Genomic DNA, 16482 nt, shown 5'->3' with positions numbered 1-16482 from the left:
GACCAGAGTTAGCGCTTCAGCGCTTACTCTGGTCCGATCCCCGCAGGGGATGCGTGCCAAGCACCAGACGGTGTTAGCAGGACGCACAGGTTGAGTGATCAGTGTTGTGCCAGAAACAACACAACCCCCGAATCTCCCTCTGGTGAGCATCACCAGAAACTACTTCTTCCCGATTGGTTGTGCTGTCCCCACAGACAGCACGACAACAAGTCATGCCTGATGACCATAGCGTGTCGGTACCACCCCTTCCCATCCCGAACAGGACCGTGAAACGACTCCACGCCGATGATAGTGCGGATTGCCCGTGTGAAAGTAGGTAATCGTCAGGCTCCCCAGCAGCAACAGAAACCCCACCCCACAAAGGTGGGGTTTCTGCGTTTACCGCCCTCGAAACTACTGGTCCGTTGTCAGTCTCACGCCCTGGATCCGCGGGCGTGCACCCACACCAACCGCCTACACTTTCAGTCCGATTCGTGCCGTAGTTAGAAACGGCATCTGCCTCCCGGATCCGCGGCCAGCAACAGGCGTCGACATATCATTCGCGTCACACGGTCCGGGGCATGTTAAAGACGCAGCGGCCGAGTGCACCCGCATGCGGCCGCGCGTACCTCACCGAGACAGATATCGCAGCGCCAGTCGCACCCAGTACGTCGCGCCTACCGGCAGCAGATCGTCGTTAAAATCGTAGCTCGCGTTGTGCAGCATGCACGGACCAGCCCCGTGGCCCGCTTCGCGATGGCCTCCGTCGCCATTGCCCAAAAATGCGTAGCATCCTGGCTTCGTCAGTAACATGAACGAAAAGTCTTCGGCACCCATAGTGGGTTCGACAGAGTCGTCCACGTTTTCCGTGCCAACGACCTCTCTCATCACATCGGCTGCGAATCGCGTTTCCTCGGCGCTGTTGATCGTTGGGGGGTAGTTTCGGTGGAACGTGATGTCGACCGTGCAGTCGTAAGCCTCTGCCGTACTCCCTGCTATTTTGCGCAGTCGCGCCTCGATCAGGTCGAGTGTCCCGGCCGTAAAGGTGCGAACCGTACCGCCAATCCAGGCGACGTCGGGTACCACGTTGACCGCATCGCCAGCATGGATCTGCGTGATCGATAGCACTGCCGTGTCGAGCGGCTTTTTGTTCCGCGTGATGATGCCCTGCAGTCCATTGGCAATCTGGACGGCAGTGAACACCGGATCACGTCCATTGTGCGGGAGCGCCGCGTGTGATCCTACGCCCTTGATTTCAATGCGGAATTCATTGCTCGACGCCATGATCGGGCCTTCGGTCACGCCGAAGTGTCCAGCCGGCATCCCCGGCCAGTTATGGATACCGAACACGGCATCGACGGGAAACCGGGTGAACAACCCGTCGTCGATCATTGCCTGCGCGCCGGCGCCGCCTTCCTCGGCGGGCTGAAAAATGAACACGATCGTGCCGTCGAACTCACCGTGCTTCGCCAGGTGCCGGGCCGCGCCCAGCAACATGGCGGTGTGGCCATCGTGACCACACGCGTGCATCTTCCCGTCGTTGCGCGACCGGTGCTCAAACGTATTGAGTTCATGCACTGGAAGTGCATCCATATCGGCACGCAGACCGATCGATCGCGAGCCGTTACCGCGTTTTAACACGCCCACTACACCCGTCTTGCCCAACCCCCGATGCACTTCGATGCCCCAATCGGTGAGACTCTTCGCCACGAGATCGGCCGTCTGGGTTTCCTCGTAGCGCAACTCAGGGTTGGCGTGGATCGTTCGTCGGAGCGTTTGAATTTCGCCGCTAGCGGCCTGGATTTCCGGGATGAGTTTCATGGTCGTTTGTGCGTCATTGGCTGCGTGTCGCTCGAGGCTCTTCGCTCGAGCCCGGGACAGATCATTCTACGCCGAACAGCCTTTTTGGCGGAACGGCACGGCCGGCGCGCGCCGGACGTAATAAAATTACGTGTTGCCCGCATTGCACCTCTCTTCCACGGATCCTCCATGAACGCTCCCGCCGCATTTGCCCGTGCAGTTTGCCCGCACGACTGCCCGGATACCTGCGCGATGCGCGTGACCGTCGAGAATGGCAGGGCGGTCAAGGTGACGGGCGATCCTGACCATCCGCCGACGCAGGGCGTGCTGTGTACGAAGGTGAGTCGTTACGCGGAACGCGTGCATCATCCGAAGCGGCTGACGACGCCGATGAAACGCGCCGGAAAGAAGGGGGAAGGGCGGTTCGAGCCGATCAGCTGGGACGAAGCCTTCCAGCTGGCGGCTACGCGCCTGTCGGAAATCGCGCAACGGGCACCCGAGGCGATCGTTCCGTACAGCTACGCTGGCACGATGGGACTTGTGCAGGGCGACAGCATTGCGCAGCGATTTTTCTACAAACTGGGTGCGTCGCAACTCGACCGTACGATCTGCGCGGCGGCCGGTGCAGCGGGACTCAAATATACGTACGGCGCGAGCGTCGGCATGCTCACGGAATTCTTCGAAGAGAGCGAGCTGATTCTGATCTGGGGCTCGAATCCGATCGCGTCGAATCTTCATTTCTGGACTCGCGCGCAGGAAGCGAAGCGCCGCGGCGCTCGCCTCGTCGCGATCGACCCTTACCGGTCGCTCACCGCGGAAAAGTGTCATCAGCACATTGCGCTGAAGCCCGGCACCGACGCGGCTTTGGCTCTCGGCATGATCCACGTGCTGATCAGCGAAAACCTGCTGGACCGCGATTATATCGACGCTCATACACTCGGTTTCGATGAGTTGGCGGAACGCGCCATGACGTATCCGCCGGCGCGCGCCGCACAGATCTGCGGTATCGATGAGCAGGTCGTTGTCGAGTTGGCGCGTCTTTACGGGCGCACAAAAAAGACGGCGATCCGTCTCAACTACGGTATGCAGCGGGTGCGCGGCGGCGGCAACGCGGTGCGCGCGATCGCCTGTCTGCCGTCGCTGACCGGCGCGTGGCGTGATCGCGCGGGTGGATTGCTGCTGTCGTCGTCGGGCTGGACGCCCGTCGATTCGCACGCGCTCGAGCGGCCGGATCTGATGCCCGGCTCGCCTGCAAAGCAGCCGCGTGTGATCAATATGAATGCGATCGGCGACGCGCTCACGCATCCGGGCGACGCTGTGTTCGGCCCGAAAGTCGAGGCGATCGTCGTCTATAACTCGAATCCGGTCGCGGTCGCGCCGGATTCCGAGCAGGTTGCTGCGGGTTTCGCGCGCGAGGATCTGTTCACGATCGTGCTCGAGCATTTTCAGACCGATACGGCCGATTACGCCGACCTGCTTCTGCCGGCCACGACCCAGCTCGAGCATCTCGACGTCCACAAGTCATACGGGCACACGCACGTGATGGTCAACCTGCCTGCAATCGCGCCCGTCGGCGATGCGCGTCCGAACACGGACATCTTTCGCGGCATTGCACGCGCAATGGCGCTCGACGAACCGGCGCTTTACGAAAGCGACGAAGCGGTCGCGGCTGGGGCGTTCCGCTGGAACGACGCTGCGCTCAAAGGTTTCGACTGGGAGTCGCTCAAGAAGGTCGGCTGGGCGAAGCTGAATCTGCCGGATGCTCCGCTCGCCGATGGTGCGTTTCGTACCCCGTCTGGCAAGTGCGAGTTCTTTAGTGCGCGGCTCGCGCAGCAGGGGCTCGATCCGTTGCCCGATTATTTGCCGCCGTACGAATCGGCTGACGGCGCGCCCGAACTCGCGGCGCGCTTTCCGCTGGCGATGATCTCGCCGCCGTCACGCAATTTCCTGAACAGCACGTTTGTGAACGTGGAAAGCCTTCGTGCAACCGAGGGTGAGCCGCATCTCGACATTCACCCGTCCGATGCACTTGGTCGCGGCGTCAACGATGGCGATCTGGTGCGCATCTTCAACGACCGCGGCTCGATGCAGGCTCGTGCCCGCGTGACGGAGCGGGCACGGGAGGGCCTCGTCGTCGGCCTGTCGATCTGGTGGAAAAAGCTCGCTCCAGACGGGCACAACGCCAATCAGGTCACGAGCCAGGCGCTGACGGATCTCGGTGGCTCGGCCACCTTCTACGACTGTCTCGTCGAAGTCGAGCGCGTTTGAGCACGGCGCCCTGAAGCGCCGAAAACGTCACCGGCACGTCGATCTGCGGTTCGAGGGTCACGTCTAACCCGGGTTTCTTTCGAGAAGAACGCCGGGGCACGCATGCTACGATGCGTGTTTTAGCACGACCATTCGAAAATATAAGGAGGAGACGCCGCATGGACAAAATCTGGCTGAAATCATATCCGCCCGGCGTTCCAGCTGAGATCGATCCGACGCAGTACGCATCCGTTGCCGACCTGCTCGAAGAAAGCTTCCGCGAGCATCGGGCAAAACCTGCCTTCGTCTGCATGGGCAAGGCCATCAGCTACGGCGAACTCGACGCACTGTCGCGCAAACTCGGCGCGTGGTTTCAGTCGAAGGGCATTGTGCGCGGCGCACGCATCGCGATCATGATGCCGAACGTGCTGCAATATCCGGTCGCCATCGCGGCGATCCTGCGTGCGGGCTATGTCGTCGTGAACGTGAACCCGTTGTACACGCCACGCGAACTCGAGCATCAACTCAAGGACAGCGGCGCCGAAGCCATCATCATTCTCGAAAACTTCGCGAACACCTTGCAGGCGGTCGTCGGCAATACGTCGGTGAAGCATGTGATTGTGGCTGCGATGGGCGATCTGATGGGCGCGAAGGGCATGATCGTCAACTTCGTCGTGCGTCGTGTGAAGAAGATGGTGCCGCCTTGGAGTCTACCTGGGCATGTCCGTTTCAACGATGCAATCGCTGAAGGCGGCCGGCAGACGTTCAAGGCTGTGCAGCAAGGCCCGAACGATATCGCTTTTTTGCAGTACACCGGTGGCACGACCGGCGTCGCGAAAGGCGCGACGCTGACGCACCGGAATCTGGTCGCGAATGTCCTGCAATCGCACGAGTGGATGGACCCGGTGCGTCACGGCCGGGGTGAAATCGAACAGTTCGTGACGGTCGTTGCGCTGCCGCTGTATCACGTGTTCGCGCTGACGGTCTGCGGGCTGCTGACGATCCGTACCGGCGGCCTCGGCGTGCTCATTCCAAATCCGCGCGATATCGGCGGCATGATCAAGGCGCTGCGCGGTTACGCGATCACGACGATCCCGGCCGTGAACACGCTGTATAACGCGTTGCTGAATCATCCGGATTTCTCGCAGCTCGATTTCTCGAAACTGATCACCGCGAACGGCGGCGGCATGGCTGTTCAGGAGGCGGTCGCGAAACGCTGGTACGAGAAGACGAACACGCCGATCGTCGAAGGTTATGGCCTCTCGGAAACTTCCCCGTGTGTCACGTGCAATCCCGTGACCGTGACCGAATACAGCGGCACGATCGGGTTGCCGTTGCCGTCGACGGAAGTGTCCATCCGCGACGACGAAGGCAACGAAGTGCCGCTCGGCCAGCCCGGTGAAATCTGCATTCGTGGGCCGCAGGTGATGGCCGGCTACTGGAACCGGCCGGACGAAACGGCCAAGGTGATGACCGATGACGGTTTCTTCAAATCCGGCGACGTGGGCGTCATGAGCGAGAAGGGGTTCGTGAAGATTGTCGACCGCAAGAAGGACATGATTCTGGTGTCGGGCTTCAATGTGTATCCGAATGAGATCGAAGATGTCGTTGCAAAGCATCCGGGCGTGTTTGAGGTCGCCGCGGTTGGCATGCCGGACGAGCGCTCGGGCGAGGCGGTCAAGCTGTTCATCGTGAAGAAAGATCCGGCGCTCACTGACGAAGACCTGTTCTCGTTCTGCAAGACACAGCTGACTGGATATAAGCGCCCGAAGATCATCGAGTTCCGCACGGAGTTGCCAAAAAGCAATGTCGGCAAGATTCTGCGACGTGAACTGCGCGATGGGCGGGCTTGAAACGGAGAGGTAAAGGTGTCGGTCGCGGCGTGTCAGTGTGTGCGATGGCTCGTCTCGATAGGTCGCTCCACGATTGCTCCAAAACGACGCGCCAAAGCAGAACTTGACGGCTTAACAGGCTCACGCCCGTTGAGCCGTTTTTTGTTGCGGTGAGATCAGCGGATGTCCGCGGACGGGGCGTTGCAGAAGTCGGCACTTTTCAGCACACAGCAAAAACAGCGGGCGTAAAAAAAGGCGCCCGAAGGCGCCTTTGAGGCAAACAGCTTTGTTTACGACTTATTAGAACTTGTGACGGATACCGACGCGGGCCGTTACCTGGGTGTTGCTCTTCGACGGGGTCAGGTTGTTGATCGCGGCGACTGCTGCACCACCGTTCGAGTCCGTACCCGAAGCCTTCTGATACACGCCGACGATGTAGACGTCGGTACGCTTCGACAGGAAGTAGTCCGAGCCCAGCGCGTACTGGAAGTACTTCGCGCCACCGGTGTTCGTACCGTTGTTGCGGTCGACGCTGCTGGCGTCCGTATAATCGAATGCCGCGCCAACCAGCAGAGCCGGCGTCAACTGATACTTGAAGTTGATTTCGCCGTTGTTGAACTTGGCGGAATTCTTGAAGCCACCCGGGTTCGGGCCCGACGACGCGTTGCCCAGACCCAGGAACTGCACGTTCGAGTACGTTGCACCGATCGTTGCTGCGCCGAACGTGTAAGCACCGCCCGCGCCGATGACCTGATACGTGTTAGCCGAAGCGTAGCCCGAGTAGACCGGCGACGAGATGAAGTTCGTCGTCGTTGCTGGCGTGCTCTGGCCGTTGTCGCCGAAGAAGCCATTGTTCGGATTACGTGCATTCAGGTAAGCCACGCCCAACACCAGCGGACCGTTGTTGTAGCCTGCGCCAACCGAGAAGAGCTGGTTGCGCGAGTAGGCGCCAGCGATGCCGCCGAGGCTATACACGCCGCCGAACGTGAAGCCGGCGTAGTTCGCGCTCGTGAACTTGATTGCATTGTTCACGCGGTATGCGTTGTTGAAGTTGTCCAGGTCGCCCGGGTGAGCAACGATGTAGCCGCCCCACTGGTCACCTGCTTCGAGCGGACCGACGTAGTCGACCACTGAGTCATACTGGCGACCGAGCGTCACGGTACCGAACTGGCTCGACAGGCCAACATATGCCTGACGGCCGAACATCAGACCTTGCGACGAACCCTTGTTTGCCTGGCCCAGTGCACCGTTGCTCAGGTTGAAGCCGTTTTCCAGAACGAAGATAGCCTTCAGACCGCCACCCAGATCTTCCGTACCACGCAGACCGAAACGGCTACCTTGCAGAACGCCGCTCGTCAGGTTGTACAGATGGCTGCCGCCCGAGTTTTGCGTCCAGTTGAAGCCTTCGTCAATAATGCCGTACAGGGTCACGCTGCTCTGTGCATGAGCGACGCCCGCAAACGTGCCCAATGCTGCCAGAGCGAGAAGCGACTTTTTCATCGAAATGATCTCCAAGGAATTACGAATCTTTTCTACAAGGCGAATATTTGTCATGCGTTGCTGCCTTGAATGTAACTTCGCGAGAAGTTGCACGTAATGTAACAAAACGACCTACCCGCACAAAGGAAAAGCCGACCACCCGGTAACCTCCTGTTTCGTTTACGCAACATGGGCTAAAATCATGGGTTATTCCCGCTCGCGGGGATTCTGCAAAAGCATGTTTTGTCGTGCAAAGACAAAGCCTTACGGAGCCTGACGCACATCGGGCAGCGCCGAAAATCGAGGGAGGCCTGGATGACGCTTGATGAACTGATTACCGAGCTGGATCGGGGTTTGCGTTCGATGACAGGGGTGTCACGGATGTCGCGCCCTGTTCCACTTCCACCGGTTGCAACCGACGCGTCGCAAGCGGTCGAAATGTCGCCAGCGGAACGTGCGCACGCCGCGGGTCTGATGCGCGTCAATCACGTTGGTGAGGTGTGCGCCCAGGCCTTGTACCAGGCGCAGAAGCTGGCCACCCGATCGCCCGCGTTAAAGGAAGCGTTCGAGCACGCCGCCCGCGAAGAGGAAGATCACCTCGCGTGGACGTCGCGTCGTCTCGAGGCGCTCGACTCGCGTCCGAGTCTGCTCAATCCCCTCTGGTATGCAGGCGCGCTCGCACTCGGTCTCGTAGCGGGCCGTTTTGGCGATCGCGTGAGCCTTGGCTTCATGGCCGAAACCGAAAAGCAGGTCGAGCATCATCTCGACGGCCATCTGGAAAAGCTGCCGGAAGCCGATCGTGAATCGCGCGCGATCGTCGAGCAGATGCGCATTGATGAAGCGGCGCATGGCAAGGCAGCGAAGGACGCCGGTGGTATCGATCTGCCGTTTCCAGTACGTGCGCTGATGCGTGCTGCGTCAAAGGTCATGACACGGACGGCGTATTACGTATAGTTGTACCGGTGGGACGGCGCGCAAGGCGCCGTCCTGCATCAGCATGGATTATCTGCCGCGTTTCTCCCTCTCTGTTCGCTTACGCGCTGCGCCTTTCCCCCGCACTTTTCACGTATCACCTTCACAAGTCGCAGTAGCTCATTCATTTATAACGATTTTCCGTTTTACATGCGACGTGAAGGAGTCGCGCTAAGTCCTTGTTCTAGCAAACAAAATTCCTCGAAAAAGCGTGTTTCTCCCTTGACCCGTGTTTAGCGTTCCTCTAAAGTGGGAGACAGTGTGAGAAAGTGTACATTTGTGTGATTTACCGGGTCATTTCAGGTAAATTTTCGAGATCGCGCGGGCGTCGTTCAACGTCCGGCAGCAATCATCTTGCGTGGGAGAGCAGAAGTGTTCCAAGGGGCGTCGGCGCTCACACTTGATGCGAAAGGACGGATGTCGGTTCCGTCCCGCTATCGGGATGCGCTGCAAGGACAGGCAGAAGGCCGGGTGACGATCACCAAGCACCCGGACGGCTGCCTGTTGCTCTTTCCGCGCCCGGAATGGGAGGTCTTCCGCGCGAAGATCGCCGCGCTGCCGATGGACGCCCACTGGTGGCGCCGGATTTTCCTCGGCAACGCGTCGGACGTCGATCTCGATGGCGCGGGCCGCGTGCTGGTTTCACCTGAGTTGCGGATGGCAGCGATGCTGGAAAAAGAAGTGATGCTGCTCGGTATGGGCAGCCACTTCGAGTTATGGGATGCGCAAACCTACGCCGCCAAGGAACAGGCGGCGATGGCGCAGGGCATGCCCGATGCGTTGAAGAATTTCACGTTCTGATCGCGGTTTACATATATGGCACCTGCGATGGGAAACGAACTGCAGCATCGCACGGTGCTGCTGGAAGAAGCGGTCGATGCGCTCGTCACGCGCACGGACGGCGTCTATGTGGACGGCACGTTCGGGCGCGGCGGTCATAGCCGTCTGGTGTTGAGCAGGCTGGGGGAAAGCGGGCGCCTGATCGCGTTCGACAAAGACCCGCTTGCGATCGCCACAGCACAGCAGATCGCCGATCCGCGCTTCGAAATCGTGCATGAGAGTTTTGCTTCACTGCGTGACGCGATCGCGGAGCGCGGGGTAGGGCGGGTATCGGGCGTGTTGCTGGATCTGGGTGTGTCGTCGCCGCAAATCGACGATCCGGAGCGGGGTTTCAGTTTCCGCGCCGAAGGCCCGCTCGATATGCGGATGGACCCGACGCGCGGCGAGTCTGCTGCTGACTGGCTCGCGCGGGCCACGGTGCAGGAACTGACGGAGGTGATACGAGATTATGGGGAAGAACGGTTTGCTTTTCAGATTGCAAAGGCGCTTGTTGCTCGCCGGGCAGAGTCCGACCGTCTTGGGCCTCTCGTCAGCACGGGCGAGCTTGCCCAAATCGTGGCTAACGTCGTCAAAACCCGTGAGAAGGGCAAGGATCCGGCAACCCGCACCTTTCAGGCTATACGGATTCACGTCAATCAAGAGCTTGCGGAGCTGCAAGTCGTTTTAGACGCAGCGCTGTCGTTGCTGGAGCAAGGGGGGCGGCTGGTGGTCATCAGCTTTCATTCGCTCGAGGACCGGATCGTCAAACGATTCATGCAGGCGCACGCGAGCGCGCCTGCGGTCGACCGCCGCCTGCCGATTCGTGCCGTCGATCTGCCCAGCCCGCCGCTCAGGATCATCGGCCGTGTGTTCGCCAGTGACGCCGAAGTCGCCGCGAACCCGCGTGCCCGTTCGGCTGTGATGCGCGTTGCGGAGCGTATCGCGCCATGAATCGCCTCAATATCTTCCTTCTGATCGTCGTGATGGGCTGCGCGCTTTCCGTTGTCAACGCGACCAATCAGCAACGCCAGATCTTCATCCAGCTGCAGCGGGCGCAGTCGCAGGAGCGACAGCTGCAGCAGGACTACTCGCAGCTTCAATACCAGCAGAGCGCGATGTCCAAGACGTCGCGCATCGAGCAGATCGCTACTACGTCCCTGAAGATGCAGTCGGCGACAACCGGCCGCACGCAATATCTGACGCTCGACCCGGGCGCAGTGAAAGCCGAGGACGCGCCGATGCCGGCGTCTGATGCTTTGGCATCGACCGCTTCCGCAGCCCGCCTGCGAGGTGTGCGATGAAAAAATCGACCAGCCGGAACGGCGGCAAGAGCGTCGCGTTCTCGTCGAACCCGATCCTCTCGGTGCGCCTGCCGATGTGGCGCTCGAAGCTCGTCGTGTTCCTGCTCTTCATGGCGTTCGTCGCGCTAACCGCTCGCGCATTCTGGATTCAGGGTCCGGGTAACGCGTTCTATCAGAAGCAGGGTGAAAGCCGCTATCAGCGCACGCTTGAACTGCCGGCCACGCGCGGCAAGATTCTCGATCGCAACGGCCTCGTGCTCGCGACCAGCCTGCCCGTGCGCGCAATCTGGGCGATTCCGGAATCCGTGCCCGACAATCTCGGCGCCGACAAGCTCGCCGCGCTCAGCAAACTGCTCGACATGACGCAGAAGGAACTGCGCGCGAAGCTCTCGGAAGACAAAACGTTCGTCTACGTGAAGCGTCAGGTGCCGGTCGACGTCGCGCAGAAAGTCGCCGACCTCGACATTCCCGGTATCTATCAGCGCGGTGAATACAAGCGCTTCTATCCGGAAGGCGAGATCACCGCTCACCTGATCGGTTTCACGAACGTCGAAGACGAAGGCCAGGAAGGCGTCGAACTCGGCGACCAGAAGCTGCTCGCCGGCATTTCGGGCAGCCGTCGCGTGATCAAGGACCGGATGGGCCGCGTGATCGAGGACGTCGACGAGCAGGTTGTGCCGCACAACGGCGCCGACGTCGATCTGTCGATCGACAGCAAGATCCAGTACATCGCGTACACGAACCTGAAAGCGGCCGTCGAGAAGTTCAAGGCGAAGGCCGGCACGGCGATGGTGATCGATGTACGCACGGGCGAAGTGCTGGCGCTCGTCAACTATCCGACGTACAACCCGAATGACCGCTCGCACCTGACCGGCGAACAGCTGCGCAATCGCATGCTGACGGACGTGTTCGAGCCGGGCTCGATCATGAAGCCGTTCACCGTATCGCTGGCGCTCGATCTGCATCGCGTCACGCCGACTACACTGGTAGATACGGGTCCGGGCCGTTTCATGCTGGACGGCGCGCAGATCACCGACGACAGCGCGTTTGGCGTGCTGACGGTCGGCGGGGTGATCCAGAAGTCGAGCAACATTGGCGCAACCAAAATCGCCATGACGCTCAAGCCGGAAGAGATGTGGAATATGTATACCAGCATCGGTCTCGGCCAGGCGCCGAAGGTCGGGTTCCCCGGCGCGGCGGTGGGACGTCTGCGCCCGTGGCACAGCTGGCGGCGCATCGAGCAGGCGACGATGTCGTACGGCTATGGCCTGTCGGCGTCGCTGTTCCAGCTGGCGCGCGCGTACACCGCGATTGCGCACGATGGCCAGATCGTGCCGGTGACGATTTTCCGCACCCCCGGCGACCAGCCGGCGCCCGGCACGCAGGTCTTCTCGCCGACTACCGCGCGTGAAGTCCGCGCGATGCTCGAAACCGTGACGGCGCCTGGCGGCACGTCGCCGGATGCGGCGGTGCCGGGCTATCGCGTCGGCGGCAAGAGCGGCACGGCGTACAAGCACGGCGGCCACGGCTACGACAAATCGAAGTACCGCGCGTCGTTCGTCGGCATGGCGCCGATGCCGAATCCGCGCATCGTCGTCGCCGTTTCGGTCGATGAACCGACCGCGGGCAGCCACTTTGGCGGTCAGGTGTCGGGCCCGGTGTTCTCGTCGATTGTCGGCGATACGCTGCGCACGCTGAATGTGCCGCCGGATATGCCGGTCAAGCAGATGGTCGTGTCCGACGATACGGCGCCGCCTGCCACACCGGCTGCGCCGCCCGCCGCGGCGGCTGCCGCGAAAAAACTGGCCACGGGCGCTGGCGGTGCGAAGAAACTCACCATCGCGGATAACGCGAAGACCCGTCCCGGAGTCGTTCGATGAGCGCGCTGCGTTCTGCGCATCCGGCGCACCGGCAGATCGCCGACGCGCTCACCTGGCTGCACGCCCGCGTGCAGCCAGCGGCGCATCTGCACGCCGATACGCGCTCGATCGCGGCCGGCGACGTGTTTCTCGCGTACGCCGTCGACGGCGCGGACAACCGCCCGTTCATCGACAACGCGATCGAACGCGGCGCGACGGCCGTGCTGGTCCAGCCCGAAAACTTCACCGCCGCGATCGATCCTGCGACGACGCTCGCCGTCCCCGCGCTGAACGAGCTCGCCGGCTCCATTGCCAGCGCCTGGTACAGCGATCCGAGCGACGCGATGCTCGTCGTCGGCGTGACGGGCACGAATGGCAAGACGTCGTGCAGCCAGTGGATTTCGTCGGCGCTGACGGCGGTTGGCACGCGCTGCGCGATCATCGGCACGCTCGGCAGTGGCATGCCGGGTCAACTTGTCCACACCGGTTTCACCACGCCGGATGCGCCGCAACTCCAGCGCAGTCTCGCGCAGTTGCGCGACGCGGGCGCGCAGGCGGTCGCGATGGAAGTGTCGTCGCACGCGCTGCATCAGGGGCGCGTGAACGGCACGTCGTTCGACATCGCCGTGTTCACGAATCTCACACAGGATCACCTCGATTATCACGGCACGTTTGCCGCGTACGAAGCTGCGAAGGTGCGTCTGTTCGACTGGCCCGGCCTGCGCTGCGCGGTGATCAATCGCGACGATGAAGCCGGTCGCCGTCTGCTGGCCAACGCGAAAGGCAAAATCCGCACGATTGGGTATGGCATCGAAAAAACGCATGAAAACGCGCTAGCCGATGCGTCGCTCGTCGCCTCGAACGTCCGCGCGACCGCAACCGGCACGGCCTTTCATCTGACGACTTCCGAATGGGGCGATGCCGACATCGAAGTCGCGACGCTCGGCGCGTTCAACGTAAGCAATCTGCTCGGCGTGCTGGGCGCGCTGCTCGCCGCCGACGTGCGGTTCGACGCCGCGCTGAAGGAACTGGAAAAGCTGGAGCCGGTGAACGGCCGCATGCAGCGCCTCGGCGGCCGCTTGCAGAATGACGAGCCACTCGTCGTGATCGACTACGCGCACACACCCGACGCGCTCGAAAAGACGCTCGACGCACTGCGCCCGATCGCGGTCGCGCGCGGTGGCGAACTCGTCTGCATGTTCGGCTGCGGCGGCGATCGCGATGCGACGAAGCGTCCGTTGATGGGCGCAATCGCCGAAAAGTTCGCAGACGCGGTCGTTGTGACGAGCGATAACCCGCGCAGCGAAGATCCGGCGTCGATTATCGACCAGATTGTCGCCGGCATGAAGGACGCGTCGAAAGCACGCCGCATCGACGACCGCGCGAGCGCGATCCTGCATGCGATCCGCCACGCCGCGCGTGAGGACGTGATCGTGCTGGCCGGCAAAGGGCACGAAGCCACACAGGAAATCATGGGCAGGAAACGCGCTTTCTCCGATCAGGACCACGCACGCCTCGCGCTCGCCGCGCGTGCGACGCAGGCTCGCGGAGGTGGCGAATGACGATGTATTCGCTACGCGAAGCCGCGGCGCTGATTCCGGGCGCGACCGTTCTCGGCGACGAATCGGTCACGTTCGATCGCGTGTCGACCGACAGCCGCACCGCTGGCCCCGGCGATCTGTTTGTCGCGCTTAAAGGCGACCGTTTCGACGCACACGACTTTCTGTCCGAAGTCGCTGAGCGTCACGTGAGCGCCGCACTCGTTACCCGCAGTCCGGGCGACTGGCGCGTGCCGGCGTTGCGCGTCGCAGATACGCGGGTCGCGCTCGGTGCGCTCGCGCGCGGCTGGCGTCGCAGGTTTTCGATGCCGCTCGTCGCCGTCACCGGCAGCAACGGCAAGACAACGGTCAAGGAAATGATCGCGTCGATTTTCGCTGCAGCTGTCGGCGAACAGGCACGGCTCGCTACGGCTGGCAATTTCAACAATGAAATCGGTCTGCCGCTCACGTTGTTCCGTCTCACTGAAGCGCATCAGCTTGCAGTCGTCGAACTCGGGATGAATCATCCGGGTGAGACCGACCTGCTCGCGAAGATCGCCGAGCCGACCGTCGCGGTGGTCAACAACGCGCAGCGCGAGCATCAGGAATTCATGGCGACTGTCGAAGCCGTCGCGCTCGAACATGCGAGCGTGATCCATGCGCTGAAGCCGGAAGGTGTGGCCGTGTTCCCCGCCGACGACACGTACGCGAGCATCTGGCGCGTTGCGGCCACGGGCAGCCAGATCATCGACTTCGCGCTCAATACAGCGGAGCGCACCACCGAAGCGGCGGTAACCGGCACGTTCGACGGCAACCGTCTGAGCGTCGATACGCCGAAGGGCCACATCGAAGTCGCGTTGCAGGTGCTTGGCGATCACAACGCGCGCAATGCGCTCGCGTCGACGGCCGCGGCGCTCGCGTCGAACGTATCGCTCGATGCGATCAAGCGCGGTCTCGAAGCATTCGGCGCCGTGAAGGGCCGCCTGCAGGTGAAGCGCGCTGCGTCCGGTTCGTTCGCCGGCGCAACGGTGATCGACGACACCTACAACGCCAATCCCGATTCGATGCGCGCCGCGATCGATGTGCTCGCATCGCGGCCGTCGCCGCGCGTGCTGGTGATGGGCGACATGGGTGAAGTCGGTGATAGCGGCCCGGCGTTTCATCGCGAAGTTGGCGCGTATGCAAAGGAACGCGGTATCGAAACGCTGCTCACCACCGGCGACGCCACGCGTGACGCATGCAGCGCGTACGGCGCACAGGCGCGTCATTTCGATGACGCCGCCGCGCTGGTCGCGCATCTGCAACAGGCTGGCTTCGGGCCGGCAACAACGATTCTCGTAAAAGGCTCGCGCTTCATGAAAATGGAACGCGTGGTGGACGCCGTGACGAGTCCACAACCCTCCGCACCGGGCACGACGCCCGGCGCACACTGAAATAGAAGGACCGAGGCATGCTTCTGGCGCTGGCGCAATGGCTGCAGAATGACGCAAGCTTTTTGCGCGTGTTCAGTTATCTGACTTTTCGTGCCGTCGCGGCGACTATCACCGCGCTGGTGATCGGGCTCGTCTGTGGCCCGGCCGTGATCCGCAAGCTGACGGCGATGAAGGTCGGCCAGGCTGTCCGCATGGACGGCCCGCAGACTCACCTCGTCAAATCCGGTACGCCGACGATGGGCGGCGTGCTGATCCTGCTCGGCATCGCAGTCGCGACGTTGCTGTGGGCCGACCTGACCAACCGCTTTATCTGGATCGTGATCCTCGTCACGTTCGGCTTCGGCGTGATTGGCTGGGTCGACGATTACCGCAAGGTCGTCTATAAGGATCCGCGCGGCATGTCGTCGCGTGAAAAGTATTTCTGGCAGTCGGTGATTGGTCTGTTTGCGGCTGTGTATCTCGCGTTCAGCGTGTCGGAAGCGAGCAACGTGCGGGTGTTCGACCTGTTCATGGCGTGGGTGAGGAGCGGTCTGTCGATGGGCCTGCCCGCGCGCGCCGACCTGTTGCTGCCGTTCGTGAAGTCGATCAGCTATCCGCTTGGCGTGTGGGGTTTCATCGTGCTGACGTATCTCGTGATCGTCGGCGCGAGCAATGCCGTGAATCTCACCGATGGCCTCGACGGTCTCGTGATCATGCCAGTCGTGCTGGTCGGTGCGTCGCTTGGCGTGTTCGCTTACGTGATGGGCAGCTCCGTCTACTCGAAATACCTGCTGTTCCCGCATATTCCCGGTGCGGGCGAACTGCTGATCTTCTGCTCTGCAATGGGCGGCGCCGGGCTCGCATTTCTCTGGTACAACACGCACCCCGCGCAGATGTTCATGGGCGACGTCGGCGCACTTGCGCTCGGCGGCGCGCTCGGCACGGTTGCCGTGATCGTGCGCCAGGAAATCGTGCTCTTCATCATGGGCGGCATCTTCGTCGCCGAAACGCTGTCGGTGATGTTGCAGGTCACGTGGTTCAAATACACCAAGCGCCGTTTTGGCGAAGGGCGACGCCTCTTCAAGATGGCGCCGCTGCATCACCACTTCGAATTGTCAGGCTGGAAGGAGACGCAGGTTGTCGTGCGTTTCTGGATCATCACGCTGATGCTGTGCCTGTTCGGTTTGTCCACGCTGAAGCTGCGTTGATCTGATCGACGCTGTTCGGCCATTGCAGTGAAATAA

General features: G+C 61.8%; 12 protein-coding genes and 1 rRNA gene. 11 read left to right on the top strand and 2 right to left on the bottom strand.

Annotation, left to right across the window (positions count from 1 at the left end):
- The first annotated feature begins 215 nt into the window (after positions 1–215).
- Positions 216–329 (top strand): 5S ribosomal RNA (gene rrf / locus P3T21_RS08955).
- 280 nt (positions 330–609) lie between these two features.
- Here rrf and P3T21_RS08950 read toward each other — a convergent pair.
- Complete coding sequence (locus tag P3T21_RS08950; protein WP_429255558.1) at positions 610–1800, bottom strand: M20 aminoacylase family protein; 1191 nt, start codon at positions 1798–1800, stop codon at positions 610–612.
- Between the two features lie 168 nt (positions 1801–1968).
- Here P3T21_RS08950 and P3T21_RS08945 point away from each other — a divergent pair, with 168 nt between their 5' ends.
- The gene (locus tag P3T21_RS08945; RefSeq protein ID WP_429255557.1) at positions 1969–4047 is read left to right on the top strand and encodes a molybdopterin-containing oxidoreductase family protein; all 2079 of its coding nucleotides are present in this window, start codon (positions 1969–1971) and stop codon (positions 4045–4047) included.
- A gap of 158 nt (positions 4048–4205) precedes the next feature.
- Positions 4206–5879, top strand: coding sequence for a long-chain fatty acid--CoA ligase (locus tag P3T21_RS08940; protein WP_429255556.1), 1674 nt, complete (start codon positions 4206–4208; stop codon positions 5877–5879).
- Positions 5880–6158: 279 nt separating this feature from the next.
- Here the strand turns inward: P3T21_RS08940 and P3T21_RS08935 are convergent, their stop codons facing one another.
- On the bottom strand, positions 6159–7358 hold the full coding sequence (locus tag P3T21_RS08935) for a porin (protein WP_429255555.1): 1200 nt from the start codon (positions 7356–7358) through the stop codon (positions 6159–6161).
- 294 nt (positions 7359–7652) lie between these two features.
- Between P3T21_RS08935 and coq7 the strand changes: the two genes are divergently transcribed.
- The 8 genes from coq7 (at position 7653) to mraY (ending at position 16446) form a co-directional block, all read left to right on the top strand.
- On the top strand, positions 7653–8291 hold the full coding sequence (gene coq7, locus P3T21_RS08930; RefSeq protein ID WP_429255554.1) for a 2-polyprenyl-3-methyl-6-methoxy-1,4-benzoquinone monooxygenase: 639 nt from the start codon (positions 7653–7655) through the stop codon (positions 8289–8291).
- A 390-nt stretch (positions 8292–8681) separates the two neighbouring features.
- Positions 8682–9110, top strand: coding sequence for a division/cell wall cluster transcriptional repressor MraZ (gene mraZ / locus P3T21_RS08925; RefSeq protein WP_429255553.1), 429 nt, complete (start codon positions 8682–8684; stop codon positions 9108–9110).
- A 15-nt stretch (positions 9111–9125) separates the two neighbouring features.
- Complete coding sequence (gene rsmH / locus P3T21_RS08920) at positions 9126–10079, top strand: 16S rRNA (cytosine(1402)-N(4))-methyltransferase RsmH (RefSeq protein WP_429255552.1); 954 nt, start codon at positions 9126–9128, stop codon at positions 10077–10079.
- Positions 10076–10429 (top strand): cell division protein FtsL, encoded by a 354-nt coding sequence (gene ftsL / locus P3T21_RS08915; RefSeq protein ID WP_429255551.1) that lies wholly within the window; start codon positions 10076–10078, stop codon positions 10427–10429. Before rsmH ends, ftsL begins: the two co-directional genes overlap by 4 nt.
- Positions 10426–12309 carry a peptidoglycan D,D-transpeptidase FtsI family protein gene (locus P3T21_RS08910; RefSeq protein ID WP_429255550.1) on the top strand — a complete coding sequence of 628 codons (1884 nt, stop codon included), beginning with the start codon at positions 10426–10428 and terminating at the stop codon, positions 12307–12309. The genes ftsL and P3T21_RS08910 overlap by 4 nt, the downstream gene beginning before the upstream one ends.
- Positions 12306–13850: a UDP-N-acetylmuramoyl-L-alanyl-D-glutamate--2,6-diaminopimelate ligase gene (locus tag P3T21_RS08905; protein WP_429255549.1), complete on the top strand. Its 1545-nt coding sequence runs from the start codon at positions 12306–12308 to the stop codon at positions 13848–13850. The genes P3T21_RS08910 and P3T21_RS08905 overlap by 4 nt, the downstream gene beginning before the upstream one ends.
- Positions 13847–15259: a UDP-N-acetylmuramoyl-tripeptide--D-alanyl-D-alanine ligase gene (locus tag P3T21_RS08900; protein ID WP_429255548.1), complete on the top strand. Its 1413-nt coding sequence runs from the start codon at positions 13847–13849 to the stop codon at positions 15257–15259. Before P3T21_RS08905 ends, P3T21_RS08900 begins: the two co-directional genes overlap by 4 nt.
- 17 nt (positions 15260–15276) lie before the next feature.
- A complete protein-coding gene (gene mraY / locus P3T21_RS08895) occupies positions 15277–16446 on the top strand; it encodes a phospho-N-acetylmuramoyl-pentapeptide-transferase (protein ID WP_429255547.1) in 1170 nt (389 codons plus the stop codon).
- Positions 16447–16482: the final 36 nt, after the last annotated feature.

This window comes from Paraburkholderia sp. GAS334, from assembly GCF_050436625.1.
In the GTDB taxonomy this organism is placed as follows: Bacteria; Pseudomonadota; Gammaproteobacteria; order Burkholderiales; family Burkholderiaceae; genus Paraburkholderia.
This window is presented reverse-complemented; position numbering and strand designations above follow the sequence as displayed.